This window comes from Shewanella sp. ISTPL2, from assembly GCF_013283205.1.
In the GTDB taxonomy this organism is placed as follows: Bacteria; Pseudomonadota; Gammaproteobacteria; order Enterobacterales; family Shewanellaceae; genus Shewanella; species Shewanella oncorhynchi.
On sequence record NZ_JAAPAV010000001.1, the window covers coordinates 55,034 to 74,047 of the forward strand.

At 46.2% G+C, this 19,014-nt stretch carries 21 protein-coding genes; 13 read left to right on the plus strand and 8 right to left on the minus strand.

Annotated elements, in window-relative coordinates:
- The first annotated feature begins 115 nt into the window (after positions 1-115).
- The 4 genes from pepQ to hemG (HUB64_RS00270) all read left to right on the plus strand — a co-directional run bounded on the left by pepQ (position 116) and on the right by hemG (HUB64_RS00270) (position 4,142).
- The gene (pepQ, locus tag HUB64_RS00255; protein ID WP_173496113.1) at positions 116-1,438 is read left to right on the plus strand and encodes a Xaa-Pro dipeptidase; all 1,323 of its coding nucleotides are present in this window, start codon (positions 116-118) and stop codon (positions 1,436-1,438) included.
- A 27-nt stretch (positions 1,439-1,465) separates the two neighbouring features.
- Positions 1,466-2,080: a YigZ family protein gene (locus tag HUB64_RS00260; RefSeq protein ID WP_173496114.1), complete on the plus strand. Its 615-nt coding sequence runs from the start codon at positions 1,466-1,468 to the stop codon at positions 2,078-2,080.
- 77 nt (positions 2,081-2,157) lie between these two features.
- A complete protein-coding gene (locus tag HUB64_RS00265) occupies positions 2,158-3,615 on the plus strand; it encodes a TrkH family potassium uptake protein (RefSeq protein ID WP_105250821.1) in 1,458 nt (485 codons plus the stop codon).
- A gap of 2 nt (positions 3,616-3,617) precedes the next feature.
- Positions 3,618-4,142, plus strand: a complete 525-nt coding sequence (gene hemG / locus HUB64_RS00270; RefSeq protein ID WP_173496115.1) for a menaquinone-dependent protoporphyrinogen IX dehydrogenase — start codon at positions 3,618-3,620, stop codon at positions 4,140-4,142.
- A 63-nt stretch (positions 4,143-4,205) separates the two neighbouring features.
- Here hemG (HUB64_RS00270) and HUB64_RS00275 read toward each other — a convergent pair whose 3' ends face one another.
- Complete coding sequence (locus HUB64_RS00275; RefSeq protein ID WP_105250823.1) at positions 4,206-4,514, minus strand: metalloregulator ArsR/SmtB family transcription factor; 309 nt, start codon at positions 4,512-4,514, stop codon at positions 4,206-4,208.
- A gap of 199 nt (positions 4,515-4,713) precedes the next feature.
- On the opposite strand from HUB64_RS00275, the gene hemG (HUB64_RS00280) reads away from it, so the two are divergent.
- Positions 4,714-5,268 carry a menaquinone-dependent protoporphyrinogen IX dehydrogenase gene (gene hemG, locus HUB64_RS00280; protein ID WP_105250824.1) on the plus strand — a complete coding sequence of 185 codons (555 nt, stop codon included), beginning with the start codon at positions 4,714-4,716 and terminating at the stop codon, positions 5,266-5,268.
- A 54-nt stretch (positions 5,269-5,322) separates the two neighbouring features.
- On the opposite strand, the gene HUB64_RS00285 is transcribed toward hemG (HUB64_RS00280), so the two are convergent.
- From HUB64_RS00285 to def, 5 genes are read right to left on the minus strand one after another with little or no spacing between them, the layout of a single operon-like run.
- Positions 5,323-6,765, minus strand: a complete 1,443-nt coding sequence (locus tag HUB64_RS00285) for a TrkH family potassium uptake protein (RefSeq protein ID WP_113941395.1) — start codon at positions 6,763-6,765, stop codon at positions 5,323-5,325.
- Between the two features lie 20 nt (positions 6,766-6,785).
- Entirely contained in the window at positions 6,786-8,195 is a 1,410-nt protein-coding gene (trkA, locus tag HUB64_RS00290; protein WP_105250826.1) for a Trk system potassium transporter TrkA, read from the minus strand.
- A 15-nt stretch (positions 8,196-8,210) separates the two neighbouring features.
- Positions 8,211-9,497 carry a 16S rRNA (cytosine(967)-C(5))-methyltransferase RsmB gene (gene rsmB, locus HUB64_RS00295; RefSeq protein ID WP_173496116.1) on the minus strand — a complete coding sequence of 429 codons (1,287 nt, stop codon included), beginning with the start codon at positions 9,495-9,497 and terminating at the stop codon, positions 8,211-8,213.
- A gap of 2 nt (positions 9,498-9,499) precedes the next feature.
- Positions 9,500-10,456: a methionyl-tRNA formyltransferase gene (gene fmt, locus HUB64_RS00300; RefSeq protein WP_173496117.1), complete on the minus strand. Its 957-nt coding sequence runs from the start codon at positions 10,454-10,456 to the stop codon at positions 9,500-9,502.
- Between the two features lie 8 nt (positions 10,457-10,464).
- Positions 10,465-10,977 carry a peptide deformylase gene (def, locus tag HUB64_RS00305; RefSeq protein ID WP_217363072.1) on the minus strand — a complete coding sequence of 171 codons (513 nt, stop codon included), beginning with the start codon at positions 10,975-10,977 and terminating at the stop codon, positions 10,465-10,467.
- 125 nt (positions 10,978-11,102) lie between these two features.
- Between def and HUB64_RS00310 the strand changes: the two genes are divergently transcribed.
- From HUB64_RS00310 to hemF, 6 genes are all read left to right on the plus strand, one after another.
- The gene (locus HUB64_RS00310; RefSeq protein WP_131524499.1) at positions 11,103-12,233 is read left to right on the plus strand and encodes a LysM peptidoglycan-binding domain-containing protein; all 1,131 of its coding nucleotides are present in this window, start codon (positions 11,103-11,105) and stop codon (positions 12,231-12,233) included.
- 83 nt (positions 12,234-12,316) lie between these two features.
- Positions 12,317-13,333, plus strand: coding sequence for a DNA-processing protein DprA (gene dprA / locus HUB64_RS00315; protein ID WP_173496118.1), 1,017 nt, complete (start codon positions 12,317-12,319; stop codon positions 13,331-13,333).
- 2 nt (positions 13,334-13,335) lie between these two features.
- Positions 13,336-13,809: a DUF494 family protein gene (locus tag HUB64_RS00320; protein ID WP_006083793.1), complete on the plus strand. Its 474-nt coding sequence runs from the start codon at positions 13,336-13,338 to the stop codon at positions 13,807-13,809.
- A 119-nt stretch (positions 13,810-13,928) separates the two neighbouring features.
- Positions 13,929-14,492 (plus strand): type I DNA topoisomerase, encoded by a 564-nt coding sequence (locus tag HUB64_RS00325; RefSeq protein ID WP_105253028.1) that lies wholly within the window; start codon positions 13,929-13,931, stop codon positions 14,490-14,492.
- A gap of 147 nt (positions 14,493-14,639) precedes the next feature.
- Complete coding sequence (locus HUB64_RS00330; protein ID WP_173496119.1) at positions 14,640-15,206, plus strand: L-threonylcarbamoyladenylate synthase; 567 nt, start codon at positions 14,640-14,642, stop codon at positions 15,204-15,206.
- Positions 15,207-15,231: 25 nt separating this feature from the next.
- A complete protein-coding gene (hemF, locus tag HUB64_RS00335) occupies positions 15,232-16,140 on the plus strand; it encodes an oxygen-dependent coproporphyrinogen oxidase (RefSeq protein ID WP_173496120.1) in 909 nt (302 codons plus the stop codon).
- A gap of 34 nt (positions 16,141-16,174) precedes the next feature.
- On the opposite strand, the gene HUB64_RS00340 is transcribed toward hemF, so the two are convergent.
- Complete coding sequence (locus tag HUB64_RS00340) at positions 16,175-16,612, minus strand: group II truncated hemoglobin (protein WP_173496121.1); 438 nt, start codon at positions 16,610-16,612, stop codon at positions 16,175-16,177.
- A gap of 153 nt (positions 16,613-16,765) precedes the next feature.
- Here HUB64_RS00340 and aroE point away from each other — a divergent pair, with 153 nt between their 5' ends.
- Both aroE and HUB64_RS00350 read left to right on the plus strand, forming a co-directional pair.
- A complete protein-coding gene (gene aroE / locus HUB64_RS00345) occupies positions 16,766-17,614 on the plus strand; it encodes a shikimate dehydrogenase (protein WP_113941388.1) in 849 nt (282 codons plus the stop codon).
- Positions 17,615-17,619: 5 nt separating this feature from the next.
- On the plus strand, positions 17,620-17,895 hold the full coding sequence (locus HUB64_RS00350) for a DUF1488 domain-containing protein (protein WP_113941387.1): 276 nt from the start codon (positions 17,620-17,622) through the stop codon (positions 17,893-17,895).
- Positions 17,896-18,029: 134 nt separating this feature from the next.
- Here the strand turns inward: HUB64_RS00350 and HUB64_RS00355 are convergent, their stop codons facing one another.
- Positions 18,030-18,578 (minus strand): gamma carbonic anhydrase family protein, encoded by a 549-nt coding sequence (locus tag HUB64_RS00355; protein WP_173248524.1) that lies wholly within the window; start codon positions 18,576-18,578, stop codon positions 18,030-18,032.
- Between the last annotated feature and the right edge of the window lie 436 nt (positions 18,579-19,014).

A 19,014-nucleotide genomic window follows, 5' to 3' on the forward strand; every position in this document is an offset into this window, starting at 1 on the left:
TAGATTGAGTGACAGTTTAACGTTTTGATTGAATCTGTTGTTCATGATCAGATTAAGATTATGTGGGCAAATTTGGCTCATAATATTAACTTTTATTCATTGCAGGAGATGACAAATGGATCAGTTGGCTCATCACTATCGTGCCCATATTACCGAGTTAAACCGCCGAGTCGCAGAGATTTTGTCTCGAGAAGCCTTGTCTGGTTTAGTGATCCATTCGGGTCAGCCGCATCGGATGTTTTTGGATGATATCAATTATCCCTTCAAAGCAAACCCGCACTTCAAGGCATGGTTGCCTGTGTTGGATAATCCGAATTGCTGGTTAGTCGTCAATGGTCGCGATAAGCCGCAGCTGATTTTTTATCGTCCTGTGGATTTTTGGCACAAAGTTTCCGATGTGCCGGATATGTTCTGGACCGAGCATTTTGATATTAAGCTGTTAACTAAGGCCGATAAGGTCGCTGAACTGTTACCCAAAGACACAGTTAATTGGGCTTATTTGGGCGAGCATTTAGATGTAGCCGAAGTGCTGGGCTTTACCAGTCGCAATCCCGATGCTGTGATGAGCTATTTGCATTACCACAGAACCACTAAAACTGAATATGAGCTGGAATGTATGCGCCGCGCCAACCAAATTGCGGTGCAGGGACATTTGGCGGCTAAAAATGCGTTTTATAACGGTGCGAGTGAGTTCGAGATCCAACAGCATTATTTATCTGCCGTGGGTCAGAGCGAAAATGAAGTGCCCTACGGCAATATTATCGCTCTTAATCAAAATGCGGCGATTTTGCATTACACCGCGCTTGAGCATCAAAGCCCTGCGAAACGTTTGTCTTTTCTTATTGATGCGGGTGCGAGTTACTTTGGCTATGCGTCTGATATTACTAGAACCTATGCATTCGAGAAGAATCGTTTCGATGAGTTGATCACTGCGATGAATAAGGCGCAGCTGGAGCTTATCGACATGATGCGCCCCGGCGTTCGTTATCCTGATTTACACTTATCGACTCACGCTAAAGTCGCGCAAATGCTATTGGATTTTGATTTAGCCACGGGGGATGCCCAAGGTTTGGTTGATCAAGGCATTACCAGTGCTTTCTTCCCCCATGGTTTAGGCCACATGTTAGGTTTACAAGTACATGATGTGGGTGGCTTCTCCCACGATGAGCGCGGTACCCATATCGCGGCGCCCGAGGCCCACCCATTCTTGCGCTGCACCCGCATTTTAGCGCCAAACCAAGTGCTGACCATGGAACCTGGGTTATACATTATAGATACTTTGCTCAATGAGCTTAAACAAGATAGTCGTGGCATGCAGATCAACTGGCAAACGGTTGATGAGTTAAGGCCTTTTGGCGGTATTCGTATCGAAGATAACGTCATAGTGCATCAAGATAGAAACGAGAACATGACCCGTGAGCTCGGCTTAGCCGATTGATGTTTGAAAATAGATTAGGGCGAATTCGTGCTCGAAAGTTATAACGTTCCCTGTGATGAAATCGTCATTGAAGAAGAGATAAAGCATAGTCGCTTTATCTCTTTTCTCTTTCATTGCGATAGCGTCGATAAATTAAAGTTAGTACTTACTGACATAAAGCGTGACTATCCCGGCGCAAGCCACTATTGCTCAGCTTTTGTTGCTGGCGCACCGGATGATAGCGTCTTGATTGGTTCGAGTGATGATGGTGAGCCCGCTGGCAGTGCAGGTCGCCCTATGTTAGCTGTGTTGCAAGGGGCACATATTGGTGAAGTTGGCGCCGTTGTCGTGCGTTACTATGGCGGTACTAAGCTAGGCGTAGGTGGACTCGTTCGGGCTTATACGTCGGGCTTAAGGCAAGGCTTGATTCAATTACCGACGCGACTCAAACAGTTACGGTATCCCGCCAAGTTGCATTGTGATTATGCGCAGCTGCGCGATGTCGAGCATCTATTACAGCAAGTGGATGCTGTGATCATCGATAAGCAATTTGCCACAGCGGTCGATATTGTGTTTGAGATAGGGCGAGAGCAACAGGCATGGCTTTGTGAGTCACTGGCGACACTGAGTCAAGGAAGTTTGAGGCCCGAGTTTGAGCTGTGATGCCTGCGTAAATTATGCCAAAATAGCCCAAATGCTGAAAATACCTTTACAGCCAATGGAATAATTGAACTCGCGTAATGCAATATAAAACCATAATTAGAATCATAGGCCTGCTGATTGGTTTATTTTCAATCACTATGCTGCCACCAGCACTGATCGCTGTTTGGTATAACGATGGCGGCGGTACGGCGTTTATGCAGGCATTTTTTGTTAGCCTATTTATTGGTTTTTGGCTCTGGTATCCGAACCGCCACTGCAAAGAAGAATTGCGTACGCGAGAGGGCTTCCTGATTGTCGTGCTGTTCTGGACTGTACTGGGTTCTATTGGTGCCTTGCCGTTTATCTTTTCGAGTCAGCCAGACTTAAGCTGGACAGACAGCTTCTTTGAATCTTTTTCTGCGTTAACCACCACCGGAGCCACTGTCATTGTCGGGCTCGATTTTTTACCTAAGGCCATTTTGTTTTACCGCCATATGCTGCAATGGCTTGGCGGCATGGGGATTATTGTGCTCGCTGTGGCTATTTTACCTGTGCTCGGTGTGGGAGGAATGCAGCTTTATCGCGCAGAAATTCCGGGGCCAGTGAAAGACAGTAAGATGACCCCACGGATAGCCGAAACCGCTAAAGCACTGTGGTATATCTATTTACTGCTAACGATTTCCTGCGCGACGGCTTATTGGTGGGCGGGCATGAGTATTTTTGACGCCATTTGTCATTCATTTTCGACCATAGCCATCGGAGGTTTTTCGACCCACGATGCCAGTATGGGCTATTTCGATAGTCCTACTATTAATCTTATTTGTGTGTTCTTTTTAATTGTTTCTGCGGTTAACTTTAGCGTGCATTTTGCGGCATTCTCACGACGTGGGATTAACGTTAGAGTCTATTTTAAAGATGCTGAATTTAAGATGCTGGTGGCGATTCAACTTATTCTCACAGCGATTTGTTTCTTCACGCTTTATCGTTCTGGTATTTATGATTCGCCAGAAGAAACCTTAGATCATGCTTTATTTCAGGCAGTTTCAGTTGCCACTACGGCTGGATTTGGCACTGATAGCTTCCATCTGTGGCCATTATTTTTACCCATACTATTAATGTTTTCGAGTTTTATCGGTGGTTGTGGTGGCTCAACTGCGGGTGGGATTAAGGTCATTCGAGTAATTTTACTGCTGCTACAGGGTTCACGTGAATTGAAACGACTCGTTCACCCTAAGGCAATGTTTTCGATTAGGATTGGCTCTAAAGCCTTACCCGACCGCGTGGTTGATGCTGTTTGGGGATTCTTTTCTGCCTATGCGCTGGTGTTTGTGATTTGTATGCTTGCACTCATGGCGATGGGATTAGATGATATTACGGCTTTTAGTGCCACGGCGGCATGCTTAAACAACCTAGGCCCAGGTTTAGGTGAGGTAGCGAGCAATTATGCCAGTATTGGTGATGGAGCCAAGTGGGTATTGGTCGTGGCTATGCTGTTTGGTCGCCTCGAAGTATTTACCTTACTGATTTTGTTTACGCCAACTTTTTGGAAGAATTAATCATGCAGACGTTAATAATCTATTCGACGATAGATGGCCAAACATTGGCAATTTGCCAAAAAATGAAGACGATTGCTGAACAGGCGGGAGAGCAGGTTTCGCTCGCCACATTAGAGCAGGCGGAAGCGTTGAGCTTAGTGGATTTTGATAAAGTGCTGATTGGTGCCAGTATTCGTTATGGTAAGCATAGACCAGAGCTTTATCAGTATGTGAATCGCCACCATGCAGTGCTAGATACTAAGATTAATGGTTTTTTTACCGTTAACGTCGTGGCGCGCAAACCCTTAAAAAATACGCCTGAAACCAATCCTTATATGCAAAAGTTTCTCAAGCTTTCACTGTGGCAACCCCAGCTGTTAGAAGTGTTTGCGGGCAAGATTGATTACCCTAAATACGCTTTCTTCGACCGGACCATGATACGTTTTATCATGTGGTTGACTAAAGGGCCAACGGATATCACTGGCACTTTTGAGTTTACCGATTGGGCAAAAGTCGATGCCTTCGGTCACCGTTTTAGCCAACATTAAAAACCATTAAGCCCTAATCACTTGCAAGAGGTTAGGGCTTAAATTTAGGCTAATTTTGCAGTGTTAGGCTGCGCAGTAGCGGCTATGCAGAATCGAAATCACTTGGGTGACTTGCTCGTTCTTGAGTTTATAGTAAACAATCTGCGAGCTCTTACGGGTATCCACGAGATCTTCTGCGCGTAATACGGCTAAATGCTGGGATAGGGCCGACTGGCTTAATGGCACTGTGGCGTTGAGCTCGGTTACGCTCAACTCTTTGTCTAGTAATAGACATAAAATCATTAGGCGATAAGGGTTCGCTATGGCCTTGAGCCATTTAGCCGCACTTTCCGCATTAGTTACCATTGCATCTACATCTATATCATTTTGCATAAGGTCACTCACTTTATCGCTTTTGATTAGATAATTCTAATTGAACACATGTGTTTACGCAATCATACTGCTCGGCAATGCAGATCTCAATTTTTGCATCTCAGAATATGAGATACGACTGATTTGTGATCCTATCAGAGGTTTATTTAACGTAACCTTGCCACAATGGTGGTATTACTCAGTGGATCGGGAATTGCCTATGACACGCGTCCTCGTACTTTATTTTACCCGTGGTGGCCATACGGCCAAGATTGCCAGTGCAATTGCCGAGCAATTAAGATTTCGTGACGCTAAGGTTGACCTCATCGATATCAACAGTGCTGCCGCGACTTGTATTAATTGGCCTGATTATGATGTCGTTGCCTTAGGTGCCTGCGTGCTCTATGGCACCTATGATAAGAGCGTTTTTCAATTTATTGAGCAGCATGCACAGGCTCTGGGCGCATTGCCAAACAGTTTTTTCTGCGTCAATGTTGTGGCGAGAAATCCTGAAAAACGTATCCCTGCAAATAATAAATATCTGCAAAAGTTCATTGCGTTATCGCCATGGACGCCTGCTGATCTTAAAATTATTGCGGGCAAAGTGGATTATCCTTCATGGCCTTGGTATGACAGATTGGCGATTCAGTTGATTATGAAGATGACCAAGGGTCCAACTGATCCTAAGTCAGTTATCGATTATACCGACTGGGCTGATGTGAAAGTCTATGCTGATCATCTGTTGGAATTAGCTGACGTTACTGCAACTGCTTAATAAAAAAGGCGCTTAACAAGTTAAGCGCCTTTTTAGTATTCAAGCTCTACTGAATTAGTACTTCCAGAAACTCGGGTGGAACAACACCGCCACGGTTAAGATTTCTAAACGACCGAGGAGCATGCCGAGTGACAACGCCCATTTAGCGACATCGGGTAGCGTTGAGAAGTTACCTACAGGTCCAATAATCGGGCCTAAACCAGGGCCCACGTTAGTGACTGCCGTAATCGCGCCCGTGAAACTGGTCATAGGATCGAGACCCGTGAGCACTAAAATCACTGACAAGCCTACAATCACCATCACAAACAGCAGTACGAAAGTGATCAGAGATCGGACGATATCATCACTGATGATGCGGTTGTTGTAACGTTCCCTAAAGATACCGTTTGGATGACATTGCTGTTTCAATTGCTCGCGCATAATGGCCCCAGCAATTTGAAAACGGAAGATCTTAATCCCGCCCGAAGTGGAACCAGAGCAACTACCGACAAACATTAAAAACAGGAAGGCGATATTGGCAAAGGCGCCCCAAGCACCGTAGTCCGTTAAGCCATAACCTGTAGTGGTGACTACCGATACCACGTTAAAGCTGGATAAACGCAGTGCATCTAGAAGCTCAATGTCGCGGGTTTGCCACAGCCAGAAGCCAATAGAACAAGATACAAATGTGAGGAAAAATAAGAAGCCTTTGACCTGAGCATCGTTCCAAATCCGTAGATCCCTTTGCTGTATGGTTTGTACAAACATGAGTAGTGGCAAGCCACCTGCTGCCATAAAGAAAATCCCAACCCAGTGTGCAGAGTTGGAGAACGCCGCCATTGAGCTATCTGAGGTCGAGTAGCCACCAGTCGAGAGGGTGGTCATTGCATGATTGATGGCCTGAAACCAAGTCATTCCCGCCAGATGATAGGCAACACAGCAGATACTCGTTAGTAAAATATATATAAAGAATAAATACTTAGCCATGCTTTGGGTGCGAGGCACTGCTTTATCGCTCCAATCGGATGATTCAGTGCGGAATAGCCGCATCCCGCCGACGTTTAAGAAGGGCAGAATCGCCACCGCCATTACGATAAAACCAATCCCACCTAGCCATTGCAATAAAGAGCGCCAGATTAAGATACTGTGATCCATAGTATCCAACCCTGAGAGTACAGTAGAACCTGTGGTCGTGATGCCGGACATGGTTTCAAAGAAGGCGTCGGTATAACCAATACCGTGATAAAGGGTAAATGGCATGGCCGCGAATAGGCTTACGATCAACCATGTTAGGCTGGTTAGCAGGAACATATCGCGGATATTGAGGTTAATGCTTTTGCTCTGGCCATTGTGTAAACACAGGCTTGAGCTAATGCCTGTGACTAATGCCGATACCATAAAAGAGCCCACAGTTTCCTCACCTTTGTATGCGGCGAGGAGCAGTGGGATCAGCATGAAAGCTGTCAGCATGGACAAAAACAGCCCTAAAATAAACAATAGCGGTCTAAAGTTCAGCATAAGTTGGCTTACTAAGGTTCTTAGAAGAAGAAAGCACTTGGTTGGAAAAGCTTCTCGACTTCGCCGACAAACTTTTTATTCACTAAGAACAAGATCACGTGATCTCCTTGCTCTATTACGGTTTTGTCGTGGGCCATCAGCACTTCATCATTACGGACAATAGCGCCAATCGTTGTCCCCGGTGGCAACTTAATATCACCAATGGCTTTGCCAACGACTTTAGAAGTGCTGGCATCTCCGTGGGCGATGGCTTCAATTGCCTCGGCCGCCCCACGACGTAGAGAGTAAACGTTACAGATATCACCCTGACGAATATGAGTTAATAGTGCTGAAATCGTCGCTTGTTGTGGTGAGATTGCAATATCGATGTTGGCTTCTTGCACTATATCCACATAGGCTTCGCGTTGAATAAGCACCATGACCTTTTTCGCGCCCATACGTTTTGCTAGCAGGGCGGACATAATATTGGCTTCGTCGTCATTGGTGACCGCAATAAATACGTCGGTTTGGTCTATGTGTTCTTCGAGCAGTAATTCTTGATCTGAGGCATCACCGCAGAACACTGTGGTATTTTCCAGCTGCTCCGATAAGGCTTCTGCACGTTCTAATTTATGCTCAATCAGTTTGACCGAGTGGGTGCGCTCAAGGCGTTTTGCTAAACCTAGGCCTATGTTACCGCCACCGGCGATCATAATGTTGCGGTAGGAGTTATCGAGCTTTTGCATTTCGCTCATGACAGCGCGAATATGGCGACTGTCTGCAACGAAGAAGACTTCATCATCGGCTTCGATAATGGTCGTTCCGCGAGGCATAATAGCGCGGCCTTGGCGGAAGATCGCCGCGACTCGGGTATCAATATTGGGCATGTGTTCGCGAAGTGCCGCTAATGCATTCCCCACCAGTGGGCCGCCGTAATAGGCTCGAACAGCCACTAGGCTCAACCGGCCTTCCGCAAATTCAAGCACTTGCAATGCGCCTGGATATTCTACGAGTCGCTGGATGTAAGCGGTCACTAACTGTTCAGGGGCGATTAATTCATCGATCACGAAGCCGCCACGGGGACGACCATCGCTATTTTTGGTTTCACTGTCGATAAAGAGTTTATCGCGCATCGCCAAATACGGTTCTGAGCGGATACGGGCAATTTTAGTCGGCGTACCAAAAAGGGTATAGGCAATCTGGCAGGCAGCCATATTGCATTCATCACTATTAGTTACAGCGATAAGCATGTCGGCATCTTCTGCGCCTGCTTCTCTGAGAACATCAGGGTGAGCGGCATGGCCCGCTACGACGCGAAGGTCATATTTATCTTGCAGGGCGCGTAATCTGGATTTGTCATAATCGACAATGGTGATGTCATTGTTCTCACCCACCAAATTTTCGGCCAAGGTTCCCCCAACTTGACCCGCACCTAATATGATAATTTTCATGGCCTTGCTTACTTCCTAATCAGTCGCTTTCAATAAACGGGCATAATAAAACCCATCCATATTGTCTTGTCCTGGCGTGATTTGCCAACCTATATCCTGTGGCGAATTTTGCTGGGCAAGTGTGTCTAGCTTAGCATCTACCGTTCTATCTAAAAACGCACTGATCTGGTCGCGGTTTTCCTGCGGTAAAATCGAACAAGTGGCATAAAGAAGCGTGCCACCGGGTTTTAGCCACTTCCAGCAATGATCGAGAATTTGCTGTTGTAGTTCAGCCAACTCTTCGATGTCATGGTTTTTTCGCAACCATTTAATATCGGGATGGCGGCGGATCACTCCTGTGGCTGAGCAAGGCGCGTCCAGTAAGATACGATCAAATTGTCCGCCTTGCCACCATGAGTCTATGTTGGCCGCATCACCATGGATAAGCTCCGCTTTTAATGATAAGCGGTCAAGGTTCTGTTGCACACGCTCGAGGCGTTTAGCATCAAAATCAACAGCCACTAATTTGATACTCGGCTCAAGTTCGAGTAAGTGACAACTTTTGCCACCGGGTGCCGCGCAGGCATCGAGTATTAATTCATTCGATTGCGGGGCAAGTAAGGTCGCCGCCCATTGTGCCGCGCCATCTTGTACTGATGCCGCACCTTCATGAAAGTGTGGCAGTGTGGCGACATCCTTTGGTTGCGCTAGGAGAATGGCATCGGCACTGCTGCCTTCGCTCGCTTCAATGTCGATTTCGGCTAGGGCAGCGAGGTATTCGGCACGGCTCTGGGATAAGCGATTGTTACGCAGCCACATGGGCGGGCGTTCATGGCTTTGTTGAATGATGTCTTGCCACTGCTCGGGATAGGCTTCTTTTAAGCGCTTAATTAACCAAGCGGGTGTGTTATAGCTTAAGGTATCTGATTCTGTGCTTAGCGGCGATAGCTGGCGCTGAATGTTGCGCAGTACACCATTAACGACCTTGACCATGCCTTCAAATTTTAACTGGCGACAGGCTTCGGCGGTTTCTGAAATCGCGGCGTGGCTTGGAATGCGAGTGAAGTAAAGTTGATAGCAACCTACGATCAGGAGCTGGTGGATAATCCTTTGTTTGCCTTTAAGTGGTTTCGCTAGGCATTCACTGATGCGTTTTTCTATTTGCGGCAGAGTGCGCATCACGCCGTAGCAGATCTCTGCAAGTAGGGCTTTATCTTTGCCGCTGGCAAGATGCTTTTGTTGATCAGGCAATGCCACTGACAGCGACACGCCTTTTTCTAATACTTCGAAGATGGCTTTCGCAGCTAGCGCGCGCAAGTTCATGATTATTGTGCCTCGTTTGCGAGGCGAGTATTCGGGCTAAACCATTCACCTCGAGCATTGAGAATATCGGCAACATTGAGTGGCTTTTTCCCCGGAAGCTGCATACTCAGCAGGGTTAACACACCATCAGCGGTGGCGACGTCTATGCCTTTTTTGCTGGCGCTGATAATAGTACCTGGAGCGGCTGTGCTGGTGGTTTCGCTGACTTGGGTTTGCCACACTTTAATAGTGTTACCTTGGTGCTCAAAGTAACTCACAGGCCAAGGATTAAAGGCGCGGACTTCTTGCCATAACTGTTTAGCGGATTTATTCCAGTCGAGTCTAGCTTCTTCTTTGCTGAGTTTTTCTGCGTAGTTCGCTAAGGCTTTATCTTGTTTTTCAGCGGCTAAAGTGCCATTTGCCAAACCTTCGAGTGCTTGCAATAGGGCAACGGGACCTTGTTCTGCCAGTTTCTCGTAAAGGCTGGCTGACGTGTCATTATCTTCGATTGGCAGATAGGTTTTAAGCAGCATGTCACCAGTATCTAAACCCACATCCATCTGCATAACGGTTACGCCAGTTTCTTTGTCGCCGGCCCAAAGTGCGCGTTGGATCGGTGCGGCACCACGCCAGCGTGGCAAAATAGAACCATGAACGTTAATACAACCTAAACGCGGTGTATCTAATACGACTTTTGGCAAGATCAGACCGTAGGCTACGACCACCATGATATCAGCGTTGAGTGCGGCAAGTTCTTGTTGCGCGGGTTCTTTACGTAATGAGCCGGGTTGAAACACTGGAATACTATTAGCGATAGCGAGTTCTTTTACTGGGCTGGCGGTCAGTTTCTTGCCGCGGCCAGCGGGTCTATCGGGCTGAGTGTAAACGCCAATCACATTGTGGTGTGAGTTCAACAGTGCTTGTAAGTGGCGAGCGGCAAAATCCGGTGTTCCGGCAAAGATGATGTTGAGTGGTTTCAAATCTGATCCTATGCTTCTTTGGCGTCCAATCGGGCCGCTTTTTCAAGTTTTTGTTTGATCCGCTGACGTTTTAGCGGCGACAAATAATCGACAAACAATTTGCCTTTGAGGTGATCCATTTCGTGTTGAATACAAATGGCAAATAGCTCATCGGCCTCAACTATAAATTCGTTACCGTGCCTGTCTAAGGCTTTTACCGTGACAAATTCGGCGCGATCGACTTTGGCGTAAATCCCCGGAACCGACAGGCAACCTTCTTCATTACAGAAGTCACCGCTGCTGGTGATAATTTCGGGATTGATAAACACTTTAGGTCGTTCGACTTCATCCTGTAAGTCCATGACAATAAGTTGTTTATGGTAATCAACTTGGGTCGCGGCCAGACCGATACCTTTTTCTTGGTACATGGTTTCGAACATATCATCAATTTGAGTCTGCAGCTCGGCATTAAACTCTGTGATGGGTGTGGCTTGTGTTCGTAATCTTTCGTCAGGGAATTGTAATACTTTTAATAGTGTCATACATAAACTCTTAACAAGTCTGTCAAATCTCTGCCAGTTAGTTATACTGACTGATGCTAATGAGTTAATTTTAATCTTTAGTGCCTACCAATAACAGTAAAAGCTCAAACTAAGAGTTAAACAACATGGAAATACCCATGAAACGGTTAATTTTACTCGCGTTAATGACATTCAATTGCACGTTTGTTGCCGCAGATACCCTGACGCTTAAGGCGGGGCATCCTGAGTCATATGTAGTGAAAAAGGGCGATACTCTTTGGGATATCTCCGCCGCGTTTCTGAATGACCCATGGAAATGGCCGAGTCTTTGGGATGTAAACCCACAAATTGCTAATCCCCACCTTATTTACCCTGGCGATCAACTCACTCTGGTATTTATTGATGGTCAGCCCCGCCTTGTGCGTAATGGTGCTACTGTTGATAGTGCTAAACCCCATGTAAGAAAGAGTCCCGAGGGACGTGTCATTGCTAAGAGTAATGCTATTCCAGCCGTTGATTTAGCCTTGATTGAACAATATTTAGTGCAGAATCGGGTCGTCGAGACTCACTGGCTTACTGAGCAACCTATGGTGTTGGCAGGTGAAAGTCCATCGCGTCACCATATTGTGGGTGATGTGATTTATATTGATGCTGAACTGCCAATAAACCAAAAGTATGGTATTTACGAACGTGGTCGCGAGTTTTTCAATAAAGAGTCAGGCGAAGCGTTAGGACAAGAAGCCATTTTGTCGTCTACTGGGCAAGTGATTGAGTCTGGTAAGGTTTCAAAAATTAAGTTGCTAACGAGCTTTCGTGAAACCAAAGCGGGCTTCAGAGTATTGCCGATGGAAAGTGATTCCTTGATGTCAGCTTACTTTACTCCTAAACCTGCGGAATTAAAGATACCGGCTTTAGTGTTAGCGACAGAATCAAATTTGCGTGAAGCGGGTAAGTTGAATGTCGTGTACTTAGATAAAGGCACTCAGGATGGCGTCGAGCCTGGGGTGGTGTTTTCTATTTATCGTGATGGTGAGGTTATTGTTATCAACAATGACGGTATGCCTGTCCCTGCAATTGAACGTACTGCCTATGATAACCTAATGGCGTCAGTCTCTTCGGATCGTGCAGTTAAGATGCCGGATGTTTATCATGGTAAGTTGTTAGTGTTTAAAGTGTTTGATAAGGCGAGCTTAGGTTTGATTGTCTCCACCGAGCGGCCTGTTCGTGTTGACGATAAGTTAATCGCCCCTGAATCTTTAGCCTTAAGAGGTCTATAATCTCTGAAAATTTGGTCGATTGGTTAGTTGTTTGTGCTGTATCTGGGCTAGGACCCGCTCGGATCCAACAATTATTAACGCACATGGAAGTGGACGACCTCAGACAAAGGTTAGAGCATGAGAGACAAGCGCTACCTTTATCTGATCATCTGCTCCATAGCCTTGTTATTGATTATCAAAAAGTGGATGTCGCCCTCGAATGGCAACAGCAAGCCGCCGATCATCATCTGCTTTGTTTCTCTGATCCGCTTTATCCACCATTATTAAAACAACTCTCAGATCCACCCGCCGTCCTGTTCGTTAAAGGTTGCTTAGAGGCGTTAGCCCTTCCTTATCTTGCGATTGTTGGCAGTCGTAATGCTTCTCCAGGCGGATTACAGGTCGCTTACCAACTGGCTGCTGAGATGTCCTCAATGGGATTTGGTATCTGTAGTGGCATGGCGATGGGGATTGATGGGGCGGCCCATAAAGCCTGTGTTGACCATCAAGGGTGCACTATTGCCATACTAGGTACGGGCATAGAGATCATTTATCCACGAAAACATCGACAGCTTTATCATGATATTCAGCGGCAAGGCTGTATACTTAGCGAGTTTTGGCCTGATACTGGTCCCTTTGCGGGTAATTTCCCGAAACGAAATCGCATTATTAGCGGTCTATCTTTAGGTACTCTTGTGGTTGAAGCCTGTCGCAAAAGCGGCTCTTTAATCACTGCTAGGTTGGCGATGGAACAAGGGCGTGAGGTGTTTGCCGTTCCGGGCTCAATCTTAGGTGGTTACCATCAAGGCTGTCATGATTTATTACGTGATGGAGCACAGCTTGTGGAAACCGCTGCCGATATAGTGGAAGAGTTGGCAAGTTTAACCGCTTTCCACCTTGAAGAATTGAAGTTATGCCACCATATACAGCAAGACGAGATTTGTAATTTGCCATTTTCGTCTCTGTTAGCTAGTGTAGGTTATGAAACTACATCAATTGATGCAGTCGTTGAACATAGTGGAAAAACGATAGATCTGGTGTTAGAACAAATGCTTGAACTTGAGTTGCAAGGTTGGGTAATAGCAGTACCCGGTGGTTACGTCAGAGTAAAGAGGAGCTAGCCATGTTTGATATCCTCATGTATCTATTTGAAAACTATGTTCACAGTGAAGTTGAACTACTAGTTGATGAAGACGAGTTAACCAAGGAACTCACTCGTGCCGGATTTCATCAATCCGAGATTTTAAAAGCGTTAACTTGGTTAGAGCGCTTAGCTGAATTACAAGAAGGGGATAAACCTTATCTTTGTAATCACGATCAGCATTCGTTTCGTATCTATACAAAGGACGAAATGGACAAGCTGGATGTAGAATCCCGCGGTTTCTTGTTGTTTTTAGAGCAAGTTAAAGTGCTGAATGTCGAAACCCGTGAAATGGTGATCGATAGAGTTATGGAGTTGGATGAACCAACCCTGATTTTAGAAGATCTCAAATGGGTTATCTTAATGGTGCTGTTTAATGCTCCTGGCCATGAGTCCGCATATGAGCAAATGGAAGATTTAATCTTCGAACAGCCCGAAGGCCGACTGCATTCTTAATTGTTGTGAAAGATGAATTATGAGAGAAAGGAGGCTAAGACCTCCTTTTTTGATGCCATAAATTCCTTGATGGCACTGCGCTTGATATCCTAATGCGCTACGACAGGTGGTGAATGATTATGTCTAAGATTGATGAACAATTATTTAGTGCCCACGAACACGCACTGGAAAAAGAATACGAACTTTGCCCTGAATGTGGCAGCGAGTTATCGGTTAAACACAGTAAGCACGGCGGTTTTATTGGCTGTAATAATTACCCTAGCTGTAATTACACTCGACCCTTAGTGCAACACGAATCTATTGAAACTCAAGTGATTGAAGGTTCTGTATGCCCTGAATGCGGTCACGAACTGGCAGTAAAGTCAGGGCGCTTTGGGATCTTTATTGGGTGTACTCAATATCCTAGCTGCACGCATATTGAAAAACAGGATCAAGCGAGTGACAAGCCTGACATTCCTTGCCCTGAATGCAAAGCGGGTAAGCTTGAGCACAGAACGAGTCGCTTCGGAAAGAGTTTTTATGCCTGCAGTGCTTACCCTAAGTGTAAGTTTATTGTGAATTATCCTCCGGTTGCTGAAGCTTGCCCGAGTTGTGGTTTTGGGATCTTAGTTGAGCGTAAAGGTGCGGCTGGGATGCGTTTAGAATGCCCGCAAAAAAGCTGTAAATACAAAAGACCACTTTAGTTTATTGTGTGACCTGCATCTTAATATTTGGCCGATGAAAGTGGCTTGCGTATAATCCTCGGTTGACCGCTGATGGGGCGGTCAGTATTCGAATTTATCCAATAATTTGATTGTTGAAATCGACAATACTCAAAAGGTGATCCTAAGATGTTGCAGCTGCACCCATCTGACATAAAAGATATTGTGCTTAACGGTGGTGTTATCGCTTATCCAACCGAGGCCGTTTATGGCCTAGGTTGCGACCCAGATAATGACACCGCTATCCAAAAGTTATTGGCTGTAAAACAGCGCCCATGGCAAAAGGGACTGATCTTAGTCGCCAGTGATTTTCAGCAGCTTTTGGCTTATGTTGATGAACCGCAATTAACGGTTGAGCAGCTCGAGTTTGCATTTTCCAAGTGGCCGGGGCCTTTTACCTTTGTCATGCCAATCAAAGCGCAGGTTTCAAAATACCTCTGTGGTGAATTTGACTCTATCGCAGTGCGAGTGTCGGCCCATGCTGGAGTACAAGCCCTGTGCCGCGCACTTAATAAACCTTTAGTGTCGACCAGCGCTAACCTTGCAGGTGAAGATCCCGCATTAACTGCCGCTGAAATCCTCGCCGATTTTACCGGTAAAATCGATGCACTGGTATTAGGCGAACTCGGCGAACAACGTCAGCCCTCGACCATTATCGATGCGCGAAGCGGTAAGATTTTACGAAATGGACAATGAGCAAACCAATAATAAGGATAACAAGATGAGTGTGCCTGATGTTGCAGTGGTAAAAGCGTTTTTAATCGATCTACAAAACCGAATTTGTGCTGGTTTACAGGCGCTGGATGGCCAAGCCACGTTCGCCGCCGATTCATGGACTCGCGCCGAAGGCGGTGGTGGTACGAGCCGAGTATTAACCCAAGGTGCAGTGTTCGAGCAAGCTGGGGTTAACTTTTCCCATGTGACTGGCGCTGCTATGCCTGCGTCGGCTACGGCGCATCGCCCTGAGTTAGCGGGCCGTAGTTTTGAAGCTATGGGCGTTTCTTTAGTTATTCATCCTAATAATCCTTATATCCCAACGACTCATGCCAATGTGCGTTTCTTTATTGCTCAAAAAGAGGGCGCCGATCCCGTGTGGTGGTTTGGCGGTGGCTTTGATTTAACGCCTTATTATCCTTTCGAGGAAGATGTGCGCGAGTGGCACCAGACTTCTAAGGATATTTGCGCGCCTTTCGGGGATGAGGTTTATCCCAAGTATAAGAAATGGTGCGATGAGTATTTCTTCCTACCGCATCGTAATGAAACCCGCGGCGTGGGTGGATTGTTTTTCGATGACTTGAATCAAGCAGGATTCGAGCAAAGCTTTAGCTTTATGCAAGCTGTAGGTAATGGTTTCTTAACGGCCTATGCGCCGATTGTCGAGCGTCGTAAAGAGGCTGAATTCGGTGAGCGTGAGCGTCAGTTCCAACTCTATCGTCGTGGTCGTTATGTTGAGTTCAACTTAGTTTACGACAGAGGCACTTTATTTGGCCTACAGACGGGCGGCCGTACCGAGTCTATTTTAATGTCGATGCCGCCATTAGTACGTTGGCAATATGCTTATACACCAGAGGCGGGAAGCCCTGAGGCAGATTTGTACGATAACTACCTCAAACCCCGTGACTGGGTTTAGCCATTAATCTTAAAAAGTGGATGCGATGTCCACTTTATTGATTACGCATATGATCAGCCAGAGTTGAAATCGCCTCAAAGATGGCGGCTCTATGCTCTGGCTTATTAATGTTTTCTTCAATCGCAAATTTCATACAAAACAGCCATTGATCCCGCATCGCCTCATCGACGGCGAAATGCATGTGCCGTGCTCGCAATGCGGGATGACCATATTTCTGCTGATAGAGCTGCGGCCCGCCGAGCCAACCACTTAAAAATTCGAACAACTTCTGCTCTGATTCCGCAATTGGCGCTCTATGCATAGCAAGCAGTGTTGTCGTTTCTTCAGAGCTTGCCATCTTCTGATAAAAACATTTGGTGATAGCGCGGATCACTTTTTCGCCACCGATTAAGTCGTAAGCGTTAGATTGGCTCGGATCGCGATCATCCTGCGGTGGAGTGTGTTTGCTAAAAATCTTTTTAAGCCAGTTCATTGGAATAGTCGTTCACTAAAATAGAGAGTATTGAGCCGATGGCGCATTATAGCGTGAAACCCAGCGTGAAATTTAGTTGAGCATAATTCGTCTTGCCTAGGCTCAAAAGCGCGGTAGACTGCAAAGCCATTGAACCTAAAATTTAATATCGCTATGACAGACAGATACGCAGTGTTTGGCAATCCAATTAGCCACAGTAAATCGCCGTTCATTCATGGACAATTTGCCGCGCCCACCCAAGAGTTATTAACCTATGAAGCCATTCTTGCTCCGGTCGATGGTTTTGAAGCCTCACTGACGGCGTTTTTCAATGCGGGCGGCAAGGGCGCGAATGTGACAGTGCCTTTTAAGGAGCAAGCTTTTGCGCTGTGTGACAGTCTCAGCCCAGAGGCCAAGCTTGCTGGCGCGGTAAACACCTTAAGTTTATTGGCCGATGGCACTATTCGCGGTGATAACACCGATGGTTTAGGGCTGGTGGCCGATCTCATCGCTAACTTAGGCAGCCTGCAAGATAAGCGCGTGTTACTTATTGGTGCTGGTGGTGCGGCGCGCGGTTGTATTCTGCCGTTATTAAATGCGGGAATTGCGCAGATGATCATCAGTAATCGCACTCACACTAAGGCACAGCTTCTGGTCGATATCTTTACTTCGGTGGATAACGGTGCTTTCGCAAATAGAGTCACCGCCGTAGAAATGAATGAGCTTGTGGGCGAGTTCGATGTCATCATCAATTCAACCTCGGCCAGTCTTGCGGGCGAGTTGCCAACTTTGCCAGCGCATATCATCACCACCCAAACTGTTTGTTATGACATGATGTATGGCGCCTCGGTCACCGCGTTTAACCAATGGGCGCTATCTCAAGGTGCAGCTAAGGTTATTGATGGGCTCGGCATGTTAGTCGGACAAGCGGCTAAGAGTTTTACCCTATGGCGAGGTATCGAGCCCGACACTCAAGTGGTATTAAATCTTTTGCGGGATAAACTCATGGCCGAGCCTAAGTAGGAAGCATGAATCAAAGTATTCTTTTCCCCGAACTGCAATATTGGGACGACGCCCACAAGCGAGTCTGCTTTATCGCGCAGTCACAGGGGATGAACATCAAGTGCTATATCAGTGTGAATAAGTTAGCCGAGCTGAATGATTTCTCTGAACAGCCGAGTGCCAATGAAGCCGCCGCTATGCTGGCATTGTTTGATGCGGTGAGATTTGATGCCGAAGAAATGGCGGAAGACTTAATTGAAGCCGAAGAGTTTGATGAGTTTGGGGCAGTACACTTAGGCTAAACTTATCGAACTTAGATAGTTTTCTGAATCAGCGAATAGCAAAAGGCGGTAGAGACTCAATGAGTCTCTACCGCCTTTATTATATAGCTATAGTGACACTAAGCGACTAACTATAAGAGATTGGCTATAAGTGATTAGATGTTTTGTAACTCAACTAAGTATTCGTTTTTCAGTCTGACATAGTTGTCGGCAGATTCTGGCAAAAAGGCAATTTCGGCAGTCGTTAATGGGCGAGCCTGCTTAACTGGGCTGCCTACATATAAATAGCCACTCTGTAATACCTTGCCCGGTGGCACTAAAGAACCAGCACCTAAGATCACATCATCTTCTAAAATCGCACCGTCGAGAATAATCGCACCCATGCCCACTAATACTCGGTTACCGACTTTGCAACCGTGAAGCATAGCCTTGTGACCAATAGTCACATCATCACCAATAATCAGTGGATGACCATCGGGACGAGCAGCTGACTTACGCGTTACATGCAATATGCTACCGTCTTGTACGTTCGAGCGTTTACCAATACGAATATGGTTAACATCACCACGCGCCGCCACCATAGGCCAAATACTGGCATCAGTATCTAACGCAATATCGCCAACAAGCACCGAAGCTTCATCTACATATACGTTATTGCCTAATTGAGGATGAATACCTTGGTAAGTTCTGAGTGGCCCTGACATAGAAAAGTCCCTAATTGAGTGGTTTTTAGCATTATAAAGGTTAAAAACTAGCGGGTCAGGTCAAATATCCAACGAACAGTGAGAAAATGACAATTATCTTAAAAATAGGGGTTGCGGACTTTCTTAATCTCCCTATAATGCGCATCCACTGACACGGCAGACAGCGTTAAGCAGCCTGACAAGTTAGGTTGAATTGAGTCGCTTTTAAGCACTTAATTCAAGCGCAGCAAGAAGTTGTAAAAAACTCCTTGACGCGAAACGGGAAATGCGTAAAATGCACGACCCTGAGCTGATGAAGCATCAGCACGACCCGCCGGCAACGGTATGTGGTCAACGCTCTTTAACAAGATAAAACAAGAAATCTGTGTGGACACTCACAGGTGTTGAGTTAATCGAAACTGCTTAACCTTCGGGTTGGCAGTCAAAAATTTAAATC